Annotated in this window: 15 protein-coding genes; 8 read left to right on the top strand and 7 right to left on the bottom strand. The window is 41.3% G+C overall.

All coding sequences use genetic code 11. The features are described 5' to 3' along the window. Nucleotides 1-16 precede the first annotated feature (16 nt). The 3 genes from J3U75_RS09950 to metK form a co-directional block, all read right to left on the bottom strand. The gene (locus J3U75_RS09950; protein ID WP_267391972.1) at nucleotides 17-1,462 is read right to left on the bottom strand and encodes an efflux transporter outer membrane subunit; all 1,446 of its coding nucleotides are present in this window, start codon (nucleotides 1,460-1,462) and stop codon (nucleotides 17-19) included. An 18-nt stretch (nucleotides 1,463-1,480) separates the two neighbouring features. Next, entirely contained in the window at nucleotides 1,481-1,975 is a 495-nt protein-coding gene (locus J3U75_RS09945) for a MarR family winged helix-turn-helix transcriptional regulator (protein WP_100140896.1), read from the bottom strand. A 779-nt stretch (nucleotides 1,976-2,754) separates the two neighbouring features. Beyond that, the gene (gene metK, locus J3U75_RS09940) at nucleotides 2,755-3,924 is read right to left on the bottom strand and encodes a methionine adenosyltransferase (RefSeq protein WP_267391971.1); all 1,170 of its coding nucleotides are present in this window, start codon (nucleotides 3,922-3,924) and stop codon (nucleotides 2,755-2,757) included. A gap of 98 nt (nucleotides 3,925-4,022) precedes the next feature. Between metK and J3U75_RS09935 the strand changes: the two genes are divergently transcribed. The 3 genes from J3U75_RS09935 to J3U75_RS09925 all read left to right on the top strand — a co-directional run bounded on the left by J3U75_RS09935 (nucleotide 4,023) and on the right by J3U75_RS09925 (nucleotide 7,852). Continuing rightward, the gene (locus J3U75_RS09935) at nucleotides 4,023-4,895 is read left to right on the top strand and encodes a lysophospholipid acyltransferase family protein (protein ID WP_267391970.1); all 873 of its coding nucleotides are present in this window, start codon (nucleotides 4,023-4,025) and stop codon (nucleotides 4,893-4,895) included. A 1,336-nt stretch (nucleotides 4,896-6,231) separates the two neighbouring features. Further along, nucleotides 6,232-7,305: an ImmA/IrrE family metallo-endopeptidase gene (locus J3U75_RS09930; RefSeq protein WP_267391969.1), complete on the top strand. Its 1,074-nt coding sequence runs from the start codon at nucleotides 6,232-6,234 to the stop codon at nucleotides 7,303-7,305. A gap of 1 nt (nucleotide 7,306) precedes the next feature. Beyond that, nucleotides 7,307-7,852, top strand: coding sequence for a DUF4411 family protein (locus tag J3U75_RS09925; RefSeq protein ID WP_267391968.1), 546 nt, complete (start codon nucleotides 7,307-7,309; stop codon nucleotides 7,850-7,852). 107 nt (nucleotides 7,853-7,959) lie between these two features. On the opposite strand, the gene rpsI is transcribed toward J3U75_RS09925, so the two are convergent. From rpsI to dinG, 3 genes are all read right to left on the bottom strand, one after another. Further along, nucleotides 7,960-8,352 (bottom strand): 30S ribosomal protein S9, encoded by a 393-nt coding sequence (rpsI, locus tag J3U75_RS09920; protein WP_100140893.1) that lies wholly within the window; start codon nucleotides 8,350-8,352, stop codon nucleotides 7,960-7,962. 9 nt (nucleotides 8,353-8,361) lie between these two features. Next, nucleotides 8,362-8,790, bottom strand: a complete 429-nt coding sequence (rplM, locus tag J3U75_RS09915; RefSeq protein ID WP_100140892.1) for a 50S ribosomal protein L13 — start codon at nucleotides 8,788-8,790, stop codon at nucleotides 8,362-8,364. A 143-nt stretch (nucleotides 8,791-8,933) separates the two neighbouring features. Beyond that, the gene (gene dinG, locus J3U75_RS09910; protein WP_267391967.1) at nucleotides 8,934-11,066 is read right to left on the bottom strand and encodes an ATP-dependent DNA helicase DinG; all 2,133 of its coding nucleotides are present in this window, start codon (nucleotides 11,064-11,066) and stop codon (nucleotides 8,934-8,936) included. A gap of 131 nt (nucleotides 11,067-11,197) precedes the next feature. Here dinG and J3U75_RS09905 point away from each other — a divergent pair, with 131 nt between their 5' ends. From J3U75_RS09905 to J3U75_RS09890, 4 genes are all read left to right on the top strand, one after another. Further along, complete coding sequence (locus J3U75_RS09905; protein ID WP_100140890.1) at nucleotides 11,198-12,031, top strand: MetQ/NlpA family ABC transporter substrate-binding protein; 834 nt, start codon at nucleotides 11,198-11,200, stop codon at nucleotides 12,029-12,031. Between the two features lie 205 nt (nucleotides 12,032-12,236). Then, complete coding sequence (locus tag J3U75_RS09900) at nucleotides 12,237-12,836, top strand: CDP-alcohol phosphatidyltransferase family protein (protein WP_267391966.1); 600 nt, start codon at nucleotides 12,237-12,239, stop codon at nucleotides 12,834-12,836. A 1-nt stretch (nucleotide 12,837) separates the two neighbouring features. Beyond that, the gene (locus J3U75_RS09895; RefSeq protein ID WP_267391965.1) at nucleotides 12,838-13,752 is read left to right on the top strand and encodes a phosphatidate cytidylyltransferase; all 915 of its coding nucleotides are present in this window, start codon (nucleotides 12,838-12,840) and stop codon (nucleotides 13,750-13,752) included. A 3-nt stretch (nucleotides 13,753-13,755) separates the two neighbouring features. Further along, on the top strand, nucleotides 13,756-14,400 hold the full coding sequence (locus J3U75_RS09890; RefSeq protein ID WP_267391964.1) for a lysophospholipid acyltransferase family protein: 645 nt from the start codon (nucleotides 13,756-13,758) through the stop codon (nucleotides 14,398-14,400). A gap of 893 nt (nucleotides 14,401-15,293) precedes the next feature. Here the strand turns inward: J3U75_RS09890 and J3U75_RS09885 are convergent. Further along, a complete protein-coding gene (locus J3U75_RS09885; protein WP_267391963.1) occupies nucleotides 15,294-15,956 on the bottom strand; it encodes an alpha/beta fold hydrolase in 663 nt (220 codons plus the stop codon). A gap of 169 nt (nucleotides 15,957-16,125) precedes the next feature. Here J3U75_RS09885 and J3U75_RS09880 point away from each other — a divergent pair. After that, nucleotides 16,126-16,502, top strand: a 377-nt coding sequence (locus J3U75_RS09880) for a tRNA (cytidine(34)-2'-O)-methyltransferase (RefSeq protein WP_267391962.1), incomplete at its 3' end; no start/stop codon positions are given.

Genomic DNA, 16,502 nt, shown 5'->3' with positions numbered 1-16,502 from the left:
GGAAATTAACACTCAGTTACTGATTATTGCCACTTGCAGGAATTTTAAAACCACCACCAAGCGCAGCATGCAGGTTATTCCAGCTCTGTTGCCGCCACGCAGCGGTTTTTGCTAAATCTGCCTGTGCACTTAAAGCTGCATCCTCGCGTTGCAACTTGGTAAGCGCATTCTCCAGACCAGCTGCATGGCGTCTATTGCTGGATACAGCATTTTTCTGCGCCACCCGCCACGCCTGCTGCTGTAAAGGCAATGCTTCAGAACTACGCTGATAGTCACTGACAGCATCGGCTGCCTGCTGCAAAGCCGTCAGCACCGTTTTATCGTATTGCGCCACCTGCTCATTGTAAGCAGAACGTTTACCAGCCAAAGCAGCCTGCAAACTGCCTGACGTAAATATCGGCAACGAAATAGCCGGCACAATACCCAGCATACGTGAAGAAGAATGCACCAAGTCAAACGCATCAACATGCGCCAAACCTGCCAGTCCTTTGATTTCTATATTCGGATAAAACGCTGCTTGTGCCGCTTTAATTCCAAAATAATCCGATTGCAGTAAAGCTCGTTGCGCCGCAATATCCGGTCGCTGCCCCAGAATATCGGCATGTAAACCATTTACCGCCACTTCTGGTACTTTCCCCAGCGGCTGCGGTACCATCGCTGGCATCTGAGCAGGTGAAACACCTATCAGCGCAGCCATACTGTGCCGGGCACGTTCGATATCCGCCTGCGTCTGGCGCAAAGCGCTTTGCATAGCCAGTACATTTTGCGACACAGCATATTCATCACTTGCTGGTTGCAGACCAGCACGAATCCGATTCGCCACCAGTTTCTGCAACGCTTGATTCACCGCAATACGCTTTTGCAACACATTAGCCTGCTCTTGCAACAACTGCCATTGCGTATATTGCGACACAATACTTTGGCTTAGTAGCAACCGTGCCTGCTCTTGCTGATAAGCGGCAGCCACACGCGCACCTAGTGCTGACTTAATCAAATTACGCTGCTTACCCCAAAAATCAAAAGTATAATTAACTGCCAGCGCAGCCATTTCATTGCTAAACACATGATTCGGGTCATCACCCGCTCTGTTTGAATCTGGTTTCGGATTTAGGTAAGCGGCCACACCATTAGCCTGCAAAGCTACCTGTACACCAGCCTCCCCTTTGGTTCCACGCCATTGCGCTTCAGCCTCAGCAAAACGAGCAGCGGCAATACGTAAATCCGGGGCACTAGCAAGACCCATATCCATCAACTGATTCAATAACGGCTGATTCAGACTAAGCCACCAGCTCTGCTTTGACTGTATGGTTTGACCGGCTGGCAAATGCAGCTGGGCTGCATCCTGCGGGGTTTGTAACTCGGGCTGGCGGCCAAAATTGGCACAGGCAGACAACAACAGCAAAGCCAGCGGGCTGACAAGAGATAACTGACGCAATCGGCGCGCAAATACAGTTAATTTCATGCAAATCTCAGCAAAAAGTTAAGCAGCAGTTAATAACTTTGTTAAAAGCTGCTGCAATTGTTCATATTCTGGTTCACTCAGGGCTGACCATACCCTCCGGTGCACCTCATTGGTTTCCGGACTGACACGTTGAATCAAATCCTCACCGGCCTTAGTTAATTTCAGCGTAATTTTGCGCCGATCTAAAGGATGAGTTGAACGAGTAGCCCAGCCATTTACAACCAGATCATCAGACAAACGCGTAGCACTAGTACGGGTGAGATTAAGAATATTGCTTAGTTCCGAAGGTAAAATCTCATGATTTGGCCGCGCATACACAGCCAGCAGCGCATGCCACAAGCTTTCGGACAAATGGTGTTTATGCAAACGCTCATTCAGCTGATTGTGAATCGTTGCATGCACCAAACGCACCAGACGGCTTAGCATTACCAGCTGAACATTCATGCTCGGCATTTTCACTGCCAGCACCCCCAAAGTAGCTTCCAGTTCGGCAGCAGGAAGAGAAAAACCCATTTCAGAGCACCTCAAAGTCCATAAAATAAGCCATTATAATAAATTTATCTCTTATTATAAATGGAGCTTATAGTTTGGCAGAGAATATTCCAACCCCAAAATAGTCACTAAAGCATCAAAATTTTAAAATTTTTTGCTTATCAATCTGCATGCTACAAAATTAATTTACACCACCCATCCCATACCAACGTTATTTTCCGTTACATCAGCATAATCAGTAGCTCAACAAACTGAACCACCAGACAACACTAGCAAAAACCATCTGCCGTCAGCTGTATCGTTGCAGAAAAGAAACATCAAGCTATTCAACCACACCAAACAGCAGCCCGAATGAAATTATCCAATTCGCAAATAGAACTTATTAATAAACCGCTACAGACATCAATCGGATAAGTGTTTCCTAAACAAAATAAAAAACAATCACCCCAAACCACCCTAATTCGTTAAGACCATAATTATATTTAATAACAGATTAAATATTTAGAGTTTTTGAAATTTTTTACGCCGTATTAACCAGATACCGGCTTTTTCTGGCTAGTGTCAACAACCTTTCACACCAGTCGGCAACAAAATTGCACCATACACTATGTACAAAACTCTCGTTTTCTTAGCAAACCAACCACCAATACGCACACAAACTGTCACTTCAGCTCATTTCACGACCAATCGTCAGCCTGCTTTAAGCATTATTTTTCTCTTTTATACAAATATCCTTATCAGCTGCATACAATAAAAAACAGGCTGCTTAAAAGCAACCTGTTTGTATCAACCCATCTAAATCAGATACCCGCAGCCTCACGCAGCAACTGAGCTTTATCCGTACGCTCCCAAGTAAATTCCGGCTCTTCACGTCCAAAATGGCCATATGCTGCTGTTTTAGCATAAATAGGGCGCTGTAAATCCAGCATTTTAATAATTCCTTTCGGACGCAAATCAAAATGCTGTTGCACAATCTCAATAAGCCGACTTTCCTCAATCTTACCGGTACCGAAAGTATCGATTGCAATCGAAGTCGGCTGCGCAATACCGATAGCATAGGAAATCTGAATTTGACACTGGCTAGCCAGACCGGCAGCCACAATATTTTTCGCCACATAACGGCAAGCATAAGCAGCAGAACGGTCTACCTTGGTGGGATCCTTACCCGAAAATGCGCCACCTCCATGCGGCGCTGCACCACCGTAAGTGTCCACAATAATTTTGCGTCCAGTTAATCCACAGTCGCCCTGCGGCCCACCAATCACAAAACGTCCGGTCGGATTAATCAGATACTGAGTATCTTCAGTTAGCATTTCAGCAGGTAATACCGGCTTAATAATCAGTTCCTTCACCACCTCAACCAGTTCTTCACGCCCGATTTCGGGATCATGCTGCGTAGAGAGCACCACCGTATCAATGCGCTTCACCTTACCGGTTTCACTATCATATACACAAGTCAGCTGCGCCTTTGCATCCGGACGGAGCCACGGCAGTTCACCGCTTTTACGTACTTCACTCTGGCGCTGCATGAGACGATGCGCATAATAAATCGCAAACGGCATCAGCGTCGGGGTTTCATCACAGGCATAACCAAACATCAGCCCCTGATCACCGGCACCCATATCCAGATCCAACCCCTCACCCTCATTCACACCCTGCGCAATGTCAGGCGACTGTTCGTCATAACAAACCATGACTGCACAGCCACTGGCATCAAAACCCAGCTCGGATGAGTTATAACCGATACGCTTAATCGTATCGCGGGCAACTTGTATATAATTAATATGTGCGCGTGTGGACACTTCGCCGGCCAGCACACACAAACCGGTATTAACCAACGTTTCAGCAGCTACGCGCGCTGAAGGATCCTGCGTCAGGATAGCGTCTAAAATAGAATCGGATATCTGGTCGGCAACTTTATCCGGATGTCCTTCCGAAACCGACTCAGAAGTAAACAGAAATTCACTCATAATTGGCGGATACTTTCTGATGCTAATATTGCTTTATGGGCAGTTATAGATGCTTTTGTTACAATGTCGCCCAAATTTTGATTTGAGATACAGAACAGATGCAAAAGCTGGTTTATTTCGTATTTTCCTTATTGGCGTTAATCCCCTTGCCAGTTTTACAGGGCATCGGCTCAATACTGGGGCGCCTTGGCTTTTACTTCGCCACCAGTGAACGTGAACGCACAACCAAAAATCTGCATTTTAGCAAAATTGCTGCCAACGACCAACAAGCAGAAAAACTAGTCAAATCCATTTTTGCTGAAACTGCCAAGAGCGGATTAGAGCTGTCCATCGCATGGACCCGCTCCAGCAACCACATCGTATCCTTGTTCAAAGAAGTGCACGGCTGGAAACACATTGAAGAAGCCATTGCAAATAAACACGGGCTGCTCCTTATTACCCCGCATCTAGGCAATTACGACCTTGCCGGCCGCTACTTGAGCGAAAAACTACCATTCCCTCTCACTGCCATGTACCGGCCACCCAAAATAAGCTGGCTGGAAAGCGTCATGAATAACGGCCGCGTGCGTGACAACGGCTACACCGCACCAGCCAACATGCAAGGCGTGAAACAAGTAGTACGGGCATTAAAAAACAAAGAAGCCACCATCATCTTGCCTGATCAGGTGCCTGGAGAAGGTGAAGGCGTCTGGGCCAACTTTTTCGACCGGCCAGCCTATACCATGACACTGGCTTCACGGCTCGCCATCATGCCTAATGTAACAGCCCTATTCTTTTGCGGCGAACGCCTACCCCATGGCCGCGGCTTTGCCCTGCACATCGCCCCACTTACTGGCACACTCACCGGCAACAGAGAACATGATGCACAAATCATTAATAACAATGTTGAAGAGTGGGTTAAACGTTTTCCCAGCCAATACCTATTTGGCTACAATCGTTATAAACAGCGCCATAACAAACCCGCACCCTAGGCTAAATCATTATATATAAATAGAAATTTAGCCAATTTCCAATATCGTGTTGTTTATCTGAAAAAAATAATTACACAGACATGGCAATCTTCTCAATTAAAATTGACATCAACACACTTTGTAGCAGCACATAAAAACAATTCAAATATGTGCTTTTAAACATAATTAATTATCATTAAATTTATAAAAATAGCATCTCAACAAATAAAATTTTCATTCAAGATAATTAATTAAACCCAATAATCACCATAAAACAATCACACCACAACTGAACTAAAAAAATGTTTTCCTGACCTTTGTTTGCGCTATAGTGCTTGATTAGTTAGCGTTAGCAAATTAATACGTTTGTCGATAGATTAACCATCATCATTTACCATAACATATTGATTTATATTTAATTTAAATATATAAAAGCAATGATACAACATTCAAATTACGGCAGCACCTGCCCGAAATCGCACAACAGGTCAGTCAGGAACAGATGGTAAACTTCAGCGGCATCCTCGTCAGTCTTACAGGCAGCTTACCCCAAAGTCTCAGCACACCGGCTATTCAAAGCAGCGCCATACATAACTTACCTTGCTAGTTGCTCTTACAAAAACTGCTTATCAAGTTAACTCATAAGCAGTTTTTGTAAGAGCAAGAAACAAATTTTTGTATCAAATTGCTGCCATACGGCTAATATTCAGAATCCTCAATTACAATATAATACAACTAACTTACGAAGACATCACACCAACTTTCAATGTTGGTACTTGTTGTGTTTTTCTCGACCTTATTAGGAAAAGCACAGATTAGACACTAAACAACTTGCTACACAAATTTGGAAAACCACAAATCTTTGTAGCCAGAGAAAATACAGTACTTTTGTGATATGCATTTCATCTTTTTTACTAAGCGTACCCAATACTTCCAGAATTTGGCTGCTCAAATGATTAAATATTCACTTCAATCAATTAATTCTCGGTTTTACATACACGCTTAAGTTTACAAATTCTAGAATTGAATATTATCAATTTCAAATTGAAAATAATATTCAGTTTTTTACAACACTAATTCTAAAATAATTTTACATATAAATCAATTAAAAACAATTATATATACAAAAAGAAATGTATTTGATTTGATAAGAATATAGATTTTAATAATCAATATAGAGGAATTTAATTAAGTATAATAAAATTTTAATTAAACAAGTAGTTTAATAAAGTATTCTACTATCTCAATAAATATTCGAATAAATATTATGAAATATGAATTCCAAATTTCTAATTCTATACTAGAATGGATTGCACACTCACAATCTAAGGATGTTAGAATTCTCGCGCAGGAACTCGTGAAATCCGAAGAAAAAATTGATAGATTTGTCAATGGTATAGTAAACAAGGCTCAGGCTTTAAGATTAGCTAAACTGGCAAACATTCCTTTCGGATTTTTATTTTTAGATAAACCACCAGAAATAACACGCCCAACATTACCAGATTTCAGAAATACACAACAAGCTGTACCTTTGAGTACTGATTTCTATGATACTCTTGAAGATATAAATAATAAGATAGAATGGTATAAAGACTTCCTCAAAAAAGAAGACATATATAATAAACTTGATTTTGTAGAACGCGTTGATTACAAAATTTCTGAACCGGAATACGTTGCTCAAAATATAGCAAAGTCTATTGATTTTAATATCGAAACCGATTTAGATTCATTCAGAGAAGAAAGTGTATATTTTAAAAACTTAGTAACTCGATTTGAGAATCTTGGTATTTTGATTTTTCAAAATGGTATTGTCAAAAACAATACCAAAAAACCGTTAAGTGTCAATGAATTCAGAGGATTTGCAATTACCGACAATTATGCTCCCGCTGTTTTTATTAATACTAAAGATTCAAAAAATGCTCAAATTTTCACATTGCTTCATGAAGTTGCTCACCTATGGATTGGAAAAGAAGGAGTATCTGATTGGTCTGTTAACGATAATGCCACGGAGGCATTTTGTAATGAAGTAGCAGCTCATTTTTTAATGCCTAATGATATGTTTAAGCAAAAATGGCAGACAGAAAGAAAGAAATTCCCTAATTCTGATATATACGACACTATTAACGTAATTAGTAAGATATTTAAAGTCAGCAGACTTGCTACTACAATCAAAGCGGTAAAACTGAAATTAATTGCTAGTTCTTACATCAATAGTGTGAAAAATCAACATAATGGACAACAATCAAAGAAAGCAAATACAGGCGGTAATCCTTATAAAAGTTATCCTCTACGCAACAGCACGCGCTTAACTAAAATAATTCTGACACAAACAATAAATCAACATATCTTGATATCAGAAGCGGCCAAATTATTAAACCTGAAATCACCTTCAGTAATGAAGCTATATAGCAATATGAGGGATAGTATTTAGTATGGGAAAATTCTTAATTGACGCAAACGTTTTTATTCAGGCAAAAAATTTTCATTATCAATTCTGTTTCTGTCAAGGATTTTGGAATTTTTTATTAAATCTTCATGAAAAAAAGATTCTTTATTCGCTCAAATCCGTTTATCATGAATTAGTTGAGGTTAAAAAAGATGAGTTAGCAATTTGGGTACAAAAAAATATACCTGAATCATTTTGGCTGGATGACTATGACGCTATAGAAAAATATGCTGAAATCATTAAGTGGGCTCATAATAACCCAAGTTTTAAGCCAGTGGCAAAAAAAAATTTTGCTGATTTGACAACTGCGGATCCATGGCTAGTCTCATATGCGGCTACATTTAATTACTCAATAATTTCTCAGGAAAAATCTAATCCATTTTCACCTAGAAAAATTTATTTAGCCGATGCAGCCAAAGAGTTCAGAGTCCCCTATTTTACTATTTATGAATTTCTAACAGAATACGCCAAAGCAGACTTTTGCTGTAAAGAAATTAATGAAATTTCTGATATTGAAAACCCATCTGAATAGTATTAATTTTCAGATTAATTTTCTGTCTATTTATCAAGCATACAAAAAAAAGAGCCACATGGCTCTTTTTTTGTATTTGTAAACTGTGTTGGCAGTGGCAATACAGATTAACGTTTGGAGAACTGTTTCGCACGGCGTGCTTTACGCAGACCGAATTTCTTACGTTCAACTTCACGTGCATCACGAGTAACCAGACCAGCAGCAGACAGAGTTGGTTTCAGCGCTGCATCGTAGTCAATCAATGCACGGGTAATACCGTGACGAATCGCACCAGACTGGCCGGTTTCACCGCCGCCTACAACGTTTACTTTAATGTCGAAAGATTCCAAATTTTCGGTCAGCACTAATGGCTGACGTACAATCATGCGGCCGGTTTCACGACCAAAGAATTCATCCAGCGGACGGCCATTAACAATAATCTGACCGCTACCTTTTTGCAGGAAAACACGAGCCACTGAACTTTTGCGGCGACCCGTGCCGTAGTAATATTTACCGTTCATTGCGTGTCCTTAGATTTCCAAAACTTTAGGTTGTTGAGCAGCATGGCCATGTTCTGAAGTTGCATATACTTTCAGTTTTTTAATCATAGCGTAGCCCAACGGACCTTTAGGCAACATACCTTTAACGGCTTTTTCCAGCGCACGGCCAGGGAACTGGTTTTGCATTTCTGCAAAGGTACGCTCGTAAATACCACCCGGGAAGCCTGAGTGGCGATAGTATTTTTTGTCAGTCTGTTTCTGACCAGTTACACGCAGTTTGTCAGCATTGATTACAATGATGTAATCGCCAGTATCAACATGTGGCGTGTATTCTGGCTTATGTTTGCCACGCAGACGGCGAGCGATTTCAGCAGCCAGACGACCCAGAACTTTGTCTTGAGCATCAACCACATACCAATCGCGCTTCACCTCATGCGGCTTAGCTGAAAAGGTTTTCATAGGAGCTAATCCAGATAAATATACGAAAGCTTCTAATATTAAAGATTAATCAAGTGATTGTCAATTGCTAAGCTTGGTCATACAACAATCTCTCTATCCTCAGCAACATAGGCAGGCTGTGCTTTTCACGCTTGCCGGCCTGTTTAACCGATGCGCCTGAAGGGCGGCAAACATGCCAGTAATTGCTTGCCATAGCGCGCTGTCAGAATACGGTTATCCAGAATAGTCACACGGCCATAATCTGTTTCGGTACGAATCAGCCGTCCAACGGCCTGTATCAGCTTAATGCTGGCTTCAGGCACAGTAATTTCCATAAAAGGATTGCCGCCACGAGCTTCTATCCATTGATTACGGGTTTTTTCAATCGGATTATCCGGCATCGCAAAGGGCAACTTAGCAATGATCACCTGTACACACATTTCACCCGGTAAATCTAACCCTTCAGCAAAACTGTCGAGTCCAAATATAATGCTGGGTTTTCCATCGGTAATAGCCTGATGATGGCGCTGCAAGAGAACTTGCTTAGGTAGTTCTCCCTGCACCAGCAACAAAGGTAAATGGCTGTAGGGTAATTTCAATGCCACTTCTTGCATCTGCCGGCGGGAAGAAAACAGAACCAACGTTCCAATGGCTTCGTTTTCATTAATCAGTTTTGGAAGCCACTCTACAATTTCGCTGGTATGAGCAGCTGCATCTTTCGGACTGGCAGTCAGTGCAGGTATATATAGCTCCCCTTGCTCGGCAAAATGAAACGGGCTATCTAGTGCCAGCATAGTGGTATCTGTTAACCAATTAAGGCCAGTTTGTTTTAGCAGCAAATCAAAAGTACCTAACGAGCGTAACGTTGCCGAGGTCAGTAAAGCGCCTGCCGCACGTCGCCATAGACCACTGGCCAGTTTGCCGGCACTGGTAATCGGAGAAGCATTAAAACTGTAATCAACTTTATCTTTACTCGTTCGGGTAATCCATTTAGCCAGCGGTGCTTCCCCTTCAACATTTTCAGTTGCGAGTAAATCCCAAACATCAACCACTTGCTCTATACGCGCCAGCAACATACCCAGATCACCGCTAAGCCGGTCAAGCAAACTGCTGTCCTGATTTTTATCACGTCGTGCGGCCGATAGAGCCTCATTCAGACTATTGATGTGTTTAAGCAGCATGCGTGCGGCCAAAGCGGTATTATCAACCAATATTTTCAATGTAGCTGGGATGACGCCATCCGGCCACAACCAGCTACTTTCATCATGGCCATCTTGTGCCGCCAGGCTGGGTTCATCAGCCAAATGCATCATCCATTCCTGCAAATTTTCCTGCAAAGCGGAGGCTGCTTCTGTAGCCATTACAGCAAGTTCACTTTTATCCAGCACACCAGCTACTTTATCCACAACATTACCAGTGCGTTCTAAAAACCATAATGCTTGATTCAAGCTGTGTTCAGCCGCAAACTGCTGCAAAGCTTTGTGTGGCAAATGGTGCGCCTCATCTATACAATAAAAGCTATTGGAAGGTGATGGCAAAATAACGCCACCGCCCATACCGATATCAGCCAACAATAAATCATGGTTAGCCACCACCACATTTACAGTTTCCAGCGTTTCTCGCGCCAAAAAAAACGGACACTCCGGTCGATTGGGACACCCAGCTTTCAAACAGCCGTGGCGGTCATTGGTAACTTTCTGCCACAGACCATCATCAATCTGTTGCGGCCACGTATCTCGATCTCCATTAAAAGTACGGTCAGCAAACTGGTCGCCCATATCACGTAATACCGCCAGCTCCTCACTTTTAGGTTTCCGGTCCCACAACGCCTGCTGTGGTTCAAACCCTTGTAAACTATCCTGTGCGTTCAATTGGGTTAATTGATACAGTTTATAGGGACACAAATAGCGACCACGCCCTTTGGCGAGTGCAAAGCTGAGATTCAGACCACTGTGTCTGACCACAAAGGGTAAATCACGCCCTACTAGCTGTTCTTGTAAAGCTACAGTGGCACTGCTGACCACGAGAATTTTGCCGCGCGTCTGCGCCATAATCCCGCCGGCCAACAGGTAGGCCAGACTTTTGCCTACACCTGTAGGCCCCTCCACCACCACAATTGATTCTCCATTGCGCTGTGGTGCTTCTCCACCATCCTCCTGCTGTTGAGTGCGTGAAAATGCATTAGCAATCGCGGCCACCATCTCCCGCTGTGCCTGACGTGGCCGGAAATTAGGCAGACTTTTGGCGATATTTTGGTAATGTTCGCGTATCGCGTTTTTTTCTAAATCTGTGAGCATAACTAGTCAGACAAAAGCAAATGACATAAACACTTATTCTATTTAGTAGTAAAGTTATTTAAAATCAGTATATTCGCAACGTAATTCCAATTATATACTGATATTCCATATTAAATTTCAGCAGGTCCATCATGAACAAAATTATTTATCTTGTTATAACCTGTCTGGTAGCCACAGGCTTGATAGCCTGCTCCAAAACACAACAGGATAACGCATCCGCCGCAACGGCTACTAAAAAAGAACTCGTGTTCGGTGCATCCGCCATGCCCTACACCACCATATTTGAGCAAGGCGTTAAGCCAATTCTGGAAAAACAGGGTTATAAGATTAAAACCTTGAATTTTTCCACGCTGGAAGTGAATAATCAATCTGTAAATAATGGACAGGTTGATTTCAATCTGGATCAGCATACTGCCTATCTGAATGTTTTCAACCGTGAAAAAGGCACACATCTATATCCGCTAGTGCATATTCCAACCGTACCAGCTGCCATTTATTCAAATAAATACACCTCCATCCAGCAGGCACCCAACGGTGCCAGCGTACTGATTCCAAGCGATCCGGCTAATACCTCACGTGCATTACGTATTCTGACCGATAACCACTTAATTCAGTTAAAACCCAACACCAATCCAATACTCGCAACCACACGAGACATTGCCAGCAATCCTAAACTACTAAAAATCAAAGAAATTGATTCAGTTATGATTCCGCGCACATTAAATGAAGTGGACTTCGGGTTCGCCTCAGGGGGCATTGCCTATCAGTCCAAACTGGATCCGAAAAAAGCTGTTCTGCGTGAAAAGGTGATTCCGGAAATGGAAATGGTGGTCACCATCAATGAAAAAAACAAAGACACACAATGGGCAAAAGATTTAAAAGCAGCTTATCAGTCAGATGAATTTAAACAATTTATGCAGAAATACAATCAGAACCAAATGTGGGTAATGCCACAGGCTGAATAAGCTGCCTGATAATACTTCTTTTCTGAGGATAACCGGTAATACTTTACAAGTATTACCGGTTATCTATTTTATTGTTATTTGCCACGATACAGAATCGTAGCATCATTTTTTATCAGCCTGAAGGCAAATTCCATTCTTAAACAACATAACATTAAATTTAAATACATTTTATAATATAAAGATTACAAAACTTATCTGCACAAGCATGACTCTCTATAGCATCAAACCTGCTTTTCAAAAATTGCTACGTCCACTAATGTTTTGGCTGTACAGAAAAGGCATTACAGCCAACCACATTACGCTAACTGCTATCGGCCTTTCAGTTTTAATAGGTGCCATCCTCGCTCTGTTTCCTTATCCCAAATTATTTTGGCTGTTGCCGATTACTTTGTTTATCCGCATGGCGTTAAATGCACTGGATGGTATGCTGGCACGCGAATGTAATCAACAAAGCCGGCTTGGTGCGGTATTAAACGAGCTTGGCGATGTATTATCTGATATTGCGCTGTATTTACCATTTATATTATTACCCCACAGCAATACAGCCAACGTACTGGTTATGCTGTTCTGTGCAGCCTTAACTGAATTCAGTGGCATTCTCGCGCAAACCATTAACGGCATTCGCAGCTATGCTGGCCCGATGGGAAAAAGTGACCGTGCGCTGATTTTTGGTAGCTGGTCTTTACTGATAGCTATCTGGCCAAATTTAACAATTTGGAATAATTTCATCTGGTGTGCCTCTATCCTCTTATTGATTTGGACTTGCATTAACCGTTGTCGCAGCGCCATACATGGAGGCCGTTAATATGCTGCTACAAAAATCCCTATTGGTTATCTTCAGCCTTTTACTGTTGGCAACAATAATCAACGGACTACTAGTTTGCCTGCAAAAAAATAAAGATTGGCGCGAACTCACCCTGCGTATCCGCACATGGTGGGTAATTGTTATTTTGTTTTCACTAGCACTGATCAGCCCATGCTGGCTTGGATTAAGTTTTTTTGCTTTAGTGAGCTTTATAGCTTTAAAAGAATATTTAACTCTGGTTCCCGCCCGCCATGCAGACAGAATGCCCATATTATGGATGTTTATTACCATTCCGATTAACTACTGGTTAATCGGCATCGACTGGTACGGATTGTTTATCGTATTCATACCAGTATATATGTTTCTATTTTTACCAGCTCGTATGGTTATTGCTGGCGATACCAGACATTTTTTGCGCACAGTTTCTCAGCTCCAATGGGGATTAATGACTACTGTATTTGCTTTCAGCCATGTTGCCTGTCTGCTGGTATTACCCAATGATAAGCAGCAAACTGGAGCTTTATTAGTTCTGTTTCTCGTTGGACTGACAGAATTCAACGATATTACCCAATATCTATGGGGCAAATCACTTGGGAAAATCAAAATCACCCCAAAAGTTAGTCCGAACAAAACACTGGCCGGTTTGGTTGGCGGCATAGGTAGCACCACTATAGCAGCCATGTTATTAGGCCCTATACTGACACCTTTGAACTGGAGTATGGCCATACTGGCCGGATTGATTATCAGTGTCAGTGGCTTTTGTGGAGACATTGTGATGTCAGCCATCAAACGTGATATCGGTATCAAAGACAGTGGCACACTACTACCTGGGCACGGCGGCATTCTTGACCGCCTTGATTCATTGATATTTACGGCACCAGTATTTTTTCATTTTGTCCGATACTTTTACTACTAAGCCATGCTGAAATCATTACTCAAACCATTATTTGCCTTATGCATCGTATGGCCAGTTATGCGTTTATGGCTGGGTTTACGTATCCACCAGCACCAGAATCTGCCTAAACAAGGGCCGGCTATTCTCGTTGCCAATCACAATAGCCACATGGATGTGTTTGCATTAATGTCACTGTATTCTCCCATGCAACAGCGTCAGATTCATCCAGCTGCAGCAGCAGATTACTTTCTCAGCAATAAATGGATGGCATGGTTTGCGCTCAATGTACTGAATATTATTCCGGTTACACGCCAGAATAACGGTCAAGGTAATCCCTTGCAAGGCTGTGAAGAAGCCTTACGCAAAAACAAAATTCTGATTTTATTTCCAGAAGGCTCCCGTGGTGAACCTGGCAAAATGCAGCCATTAAAATCAGGTTTATGGTATTTAAGTGCCACCATGCCTGACGTACCAATTATTCCGGTATGGTTGCAAGGCACTGAACAGATTATGGCAAAAGGAAATCGCATTCCCTTGCCGCTGTTTATCGATGTCAATATCGGTAAACCGATGTATTATCAGCCTGACAAAGAACAATTCAAAACAAACCTGTTAAACCATTTATTGGCATTGCGTCCACAGTATCGCAAAAAAGATTTTAACGACTGAACAATACTAGACCACAGATGATAGTTGCTTAGGGTTTAAATGAAAAAGCTCACTTTGAAATCAGTGAGGCCTTAATTAGGAACATTTAAGTACACCAACATTCAAATCCACACTGGGTTTCGTGTAAACGATCTACATGAACATTCCTCCAACAGCAATTTACTACGCACATCCTGAAGCAATTTAACTGCTACCATAACGGATTTTGTGATGGCATCAATCACCCGTGGCACTCACTATCCAAAATGACTCTTTAGTTGCAAACTTGCCAGAATAGATTATGCATAATATGGTTTAGAGAGAAATAAAATTACTGGCCATCGAAGCAACTTCTTAAAAAATTATTAAATATTAATGAATGGAATATTTTAGTTTTTTATGGTTCTACCTCACATTCATAAACCAAAATAATAAATAATTTAGCAGACAGAAACCTGATAAATTATCTATTTTTTCCCCCTAAGAAAAATTAATCAATTTATGACCGTACGAATTCTTACAGAAAAATGATTTTCGCATGAAAACACAATTTTTTTCTTCTAAGCATTTATTCAACTGAAGTGGCAATTTTCTTATGCAAATCCTTATTTTTGTCGCTCCCCTTATATCCGAATTAAAGCAAGTTTTACTGCGACTCCAGACATGCTTTATATGCTTATAGACTTTTACTACGCTTATCACCGCCCAGTTTTACACCCAGGCATATAGAAAATTTCATACTAGGTTGCCAAGTTAATCAAAGCAATTATTCTTATCTTATAAATATTTATACTCATTATGTACCGTTTCATGCTCTACCATTTTTTGTCACATCCATCCAAACGTTATCATTTGGCATGAAGGCGCAATAAAACTGACTTACAGGAATCCTACAACACATTTAAAAATTGGCTTTATACTGAATTACTAAAAAAATCAGCAAGTTCAGAATACAATAAATCATTATTGATGATATAGCTGCCATGATCATGGTCTGGCACAATTTTTAATTTGGAATGGGGCAAAGCTTCAGCAATTGAGCTAAATACCTCAGGATGATAAATATCATTTTCCGCCCCAATCACAAAAGCTGGCACAGTGACATCCTTCAGAGAAGATATATCAATCTGTGGCTGCTCCAACATCATTTTATACAACGGATCACCTGTTTGTTCATAGTACTGCTGCATAAACTCAAAAGTTTCAGCATTAAAATCCGCAGGCGAAAGATTCACTCCTAATAATGCCATCTTGGAAATCACAGACTGATCGTGTAGAGCAAGTAATAAAGAAACAATTGCACCATCACTAAAGCCAATAATATTAACCGGATCAATGGCCAAAGCCATAATCAATGCATAAATATCATCTGCCATCACTTTATAATCATAGATAGTAGTTTTTTCACTTAAACCATGATTACGGCTATCCACTGCATACACGGTATAATTATGGTGAAATTTTTGAATCAGTGGAGCAAAAATACTGTGATCTTCACCGTTCCCATGCAATAGTATTAAAGCCTCCCCACTTCCTGATTTTTTATAATTAATATTAATACCATTTACATTAATCATTTAGTTTATTCCATTTTTCTGTTTTTATTTCAGATAATTATCTATTGATATTGAAATCAGTCAAATAATATCATCAATCACAGAAATACAAACCAATTATTATTTAGCAATACAACATCTGTCTTATCTGATATAAACTAAGGGTCATATTATTTATTGATTCATTTAAATGAGCCTGAACATAGTTTTATATCAACCTCAAATACCTGCCAATACAGGCAACATTGCCCGTACCTGTGCTGGTACTGGTACCAGCCTGCATTTAATTCACCCTCTTGGCTTTTCAACAGACGACCGTATGCTTAAACGTGCCGGTCTTGATTACTGGCCTTATGTCGATATTCATTATCATGACAGCCTAGAAGCTTTTATTGAAATGACCGAAGCGCAAGCCAATGCACAAGTGTATCTAACCGAGACGTACGGCACACGTAACTACACAGAATTTGACTACAGCAACAGCAGGCAAGCAATCTATTTCCTCTTCGGCCGGGAAACCACCGGCCTGCCCCAGGAGTTCGCACAGGCCAGAGCAGATCACTGCCT

This window comes from Snodgrassella sp. B3088 (assembly GCF_026535815.1).
GTDB classification, from domain to species: Bacteria; Pseudomonadota; Gammaproteobacteria; order Burkholderiales; family Neisseriaceae; genus Snodgrassella; species Snodgrassella alvi_E.
This window is presented reverse-complemented; position numbering and strand designations above follow the sequence as displayed.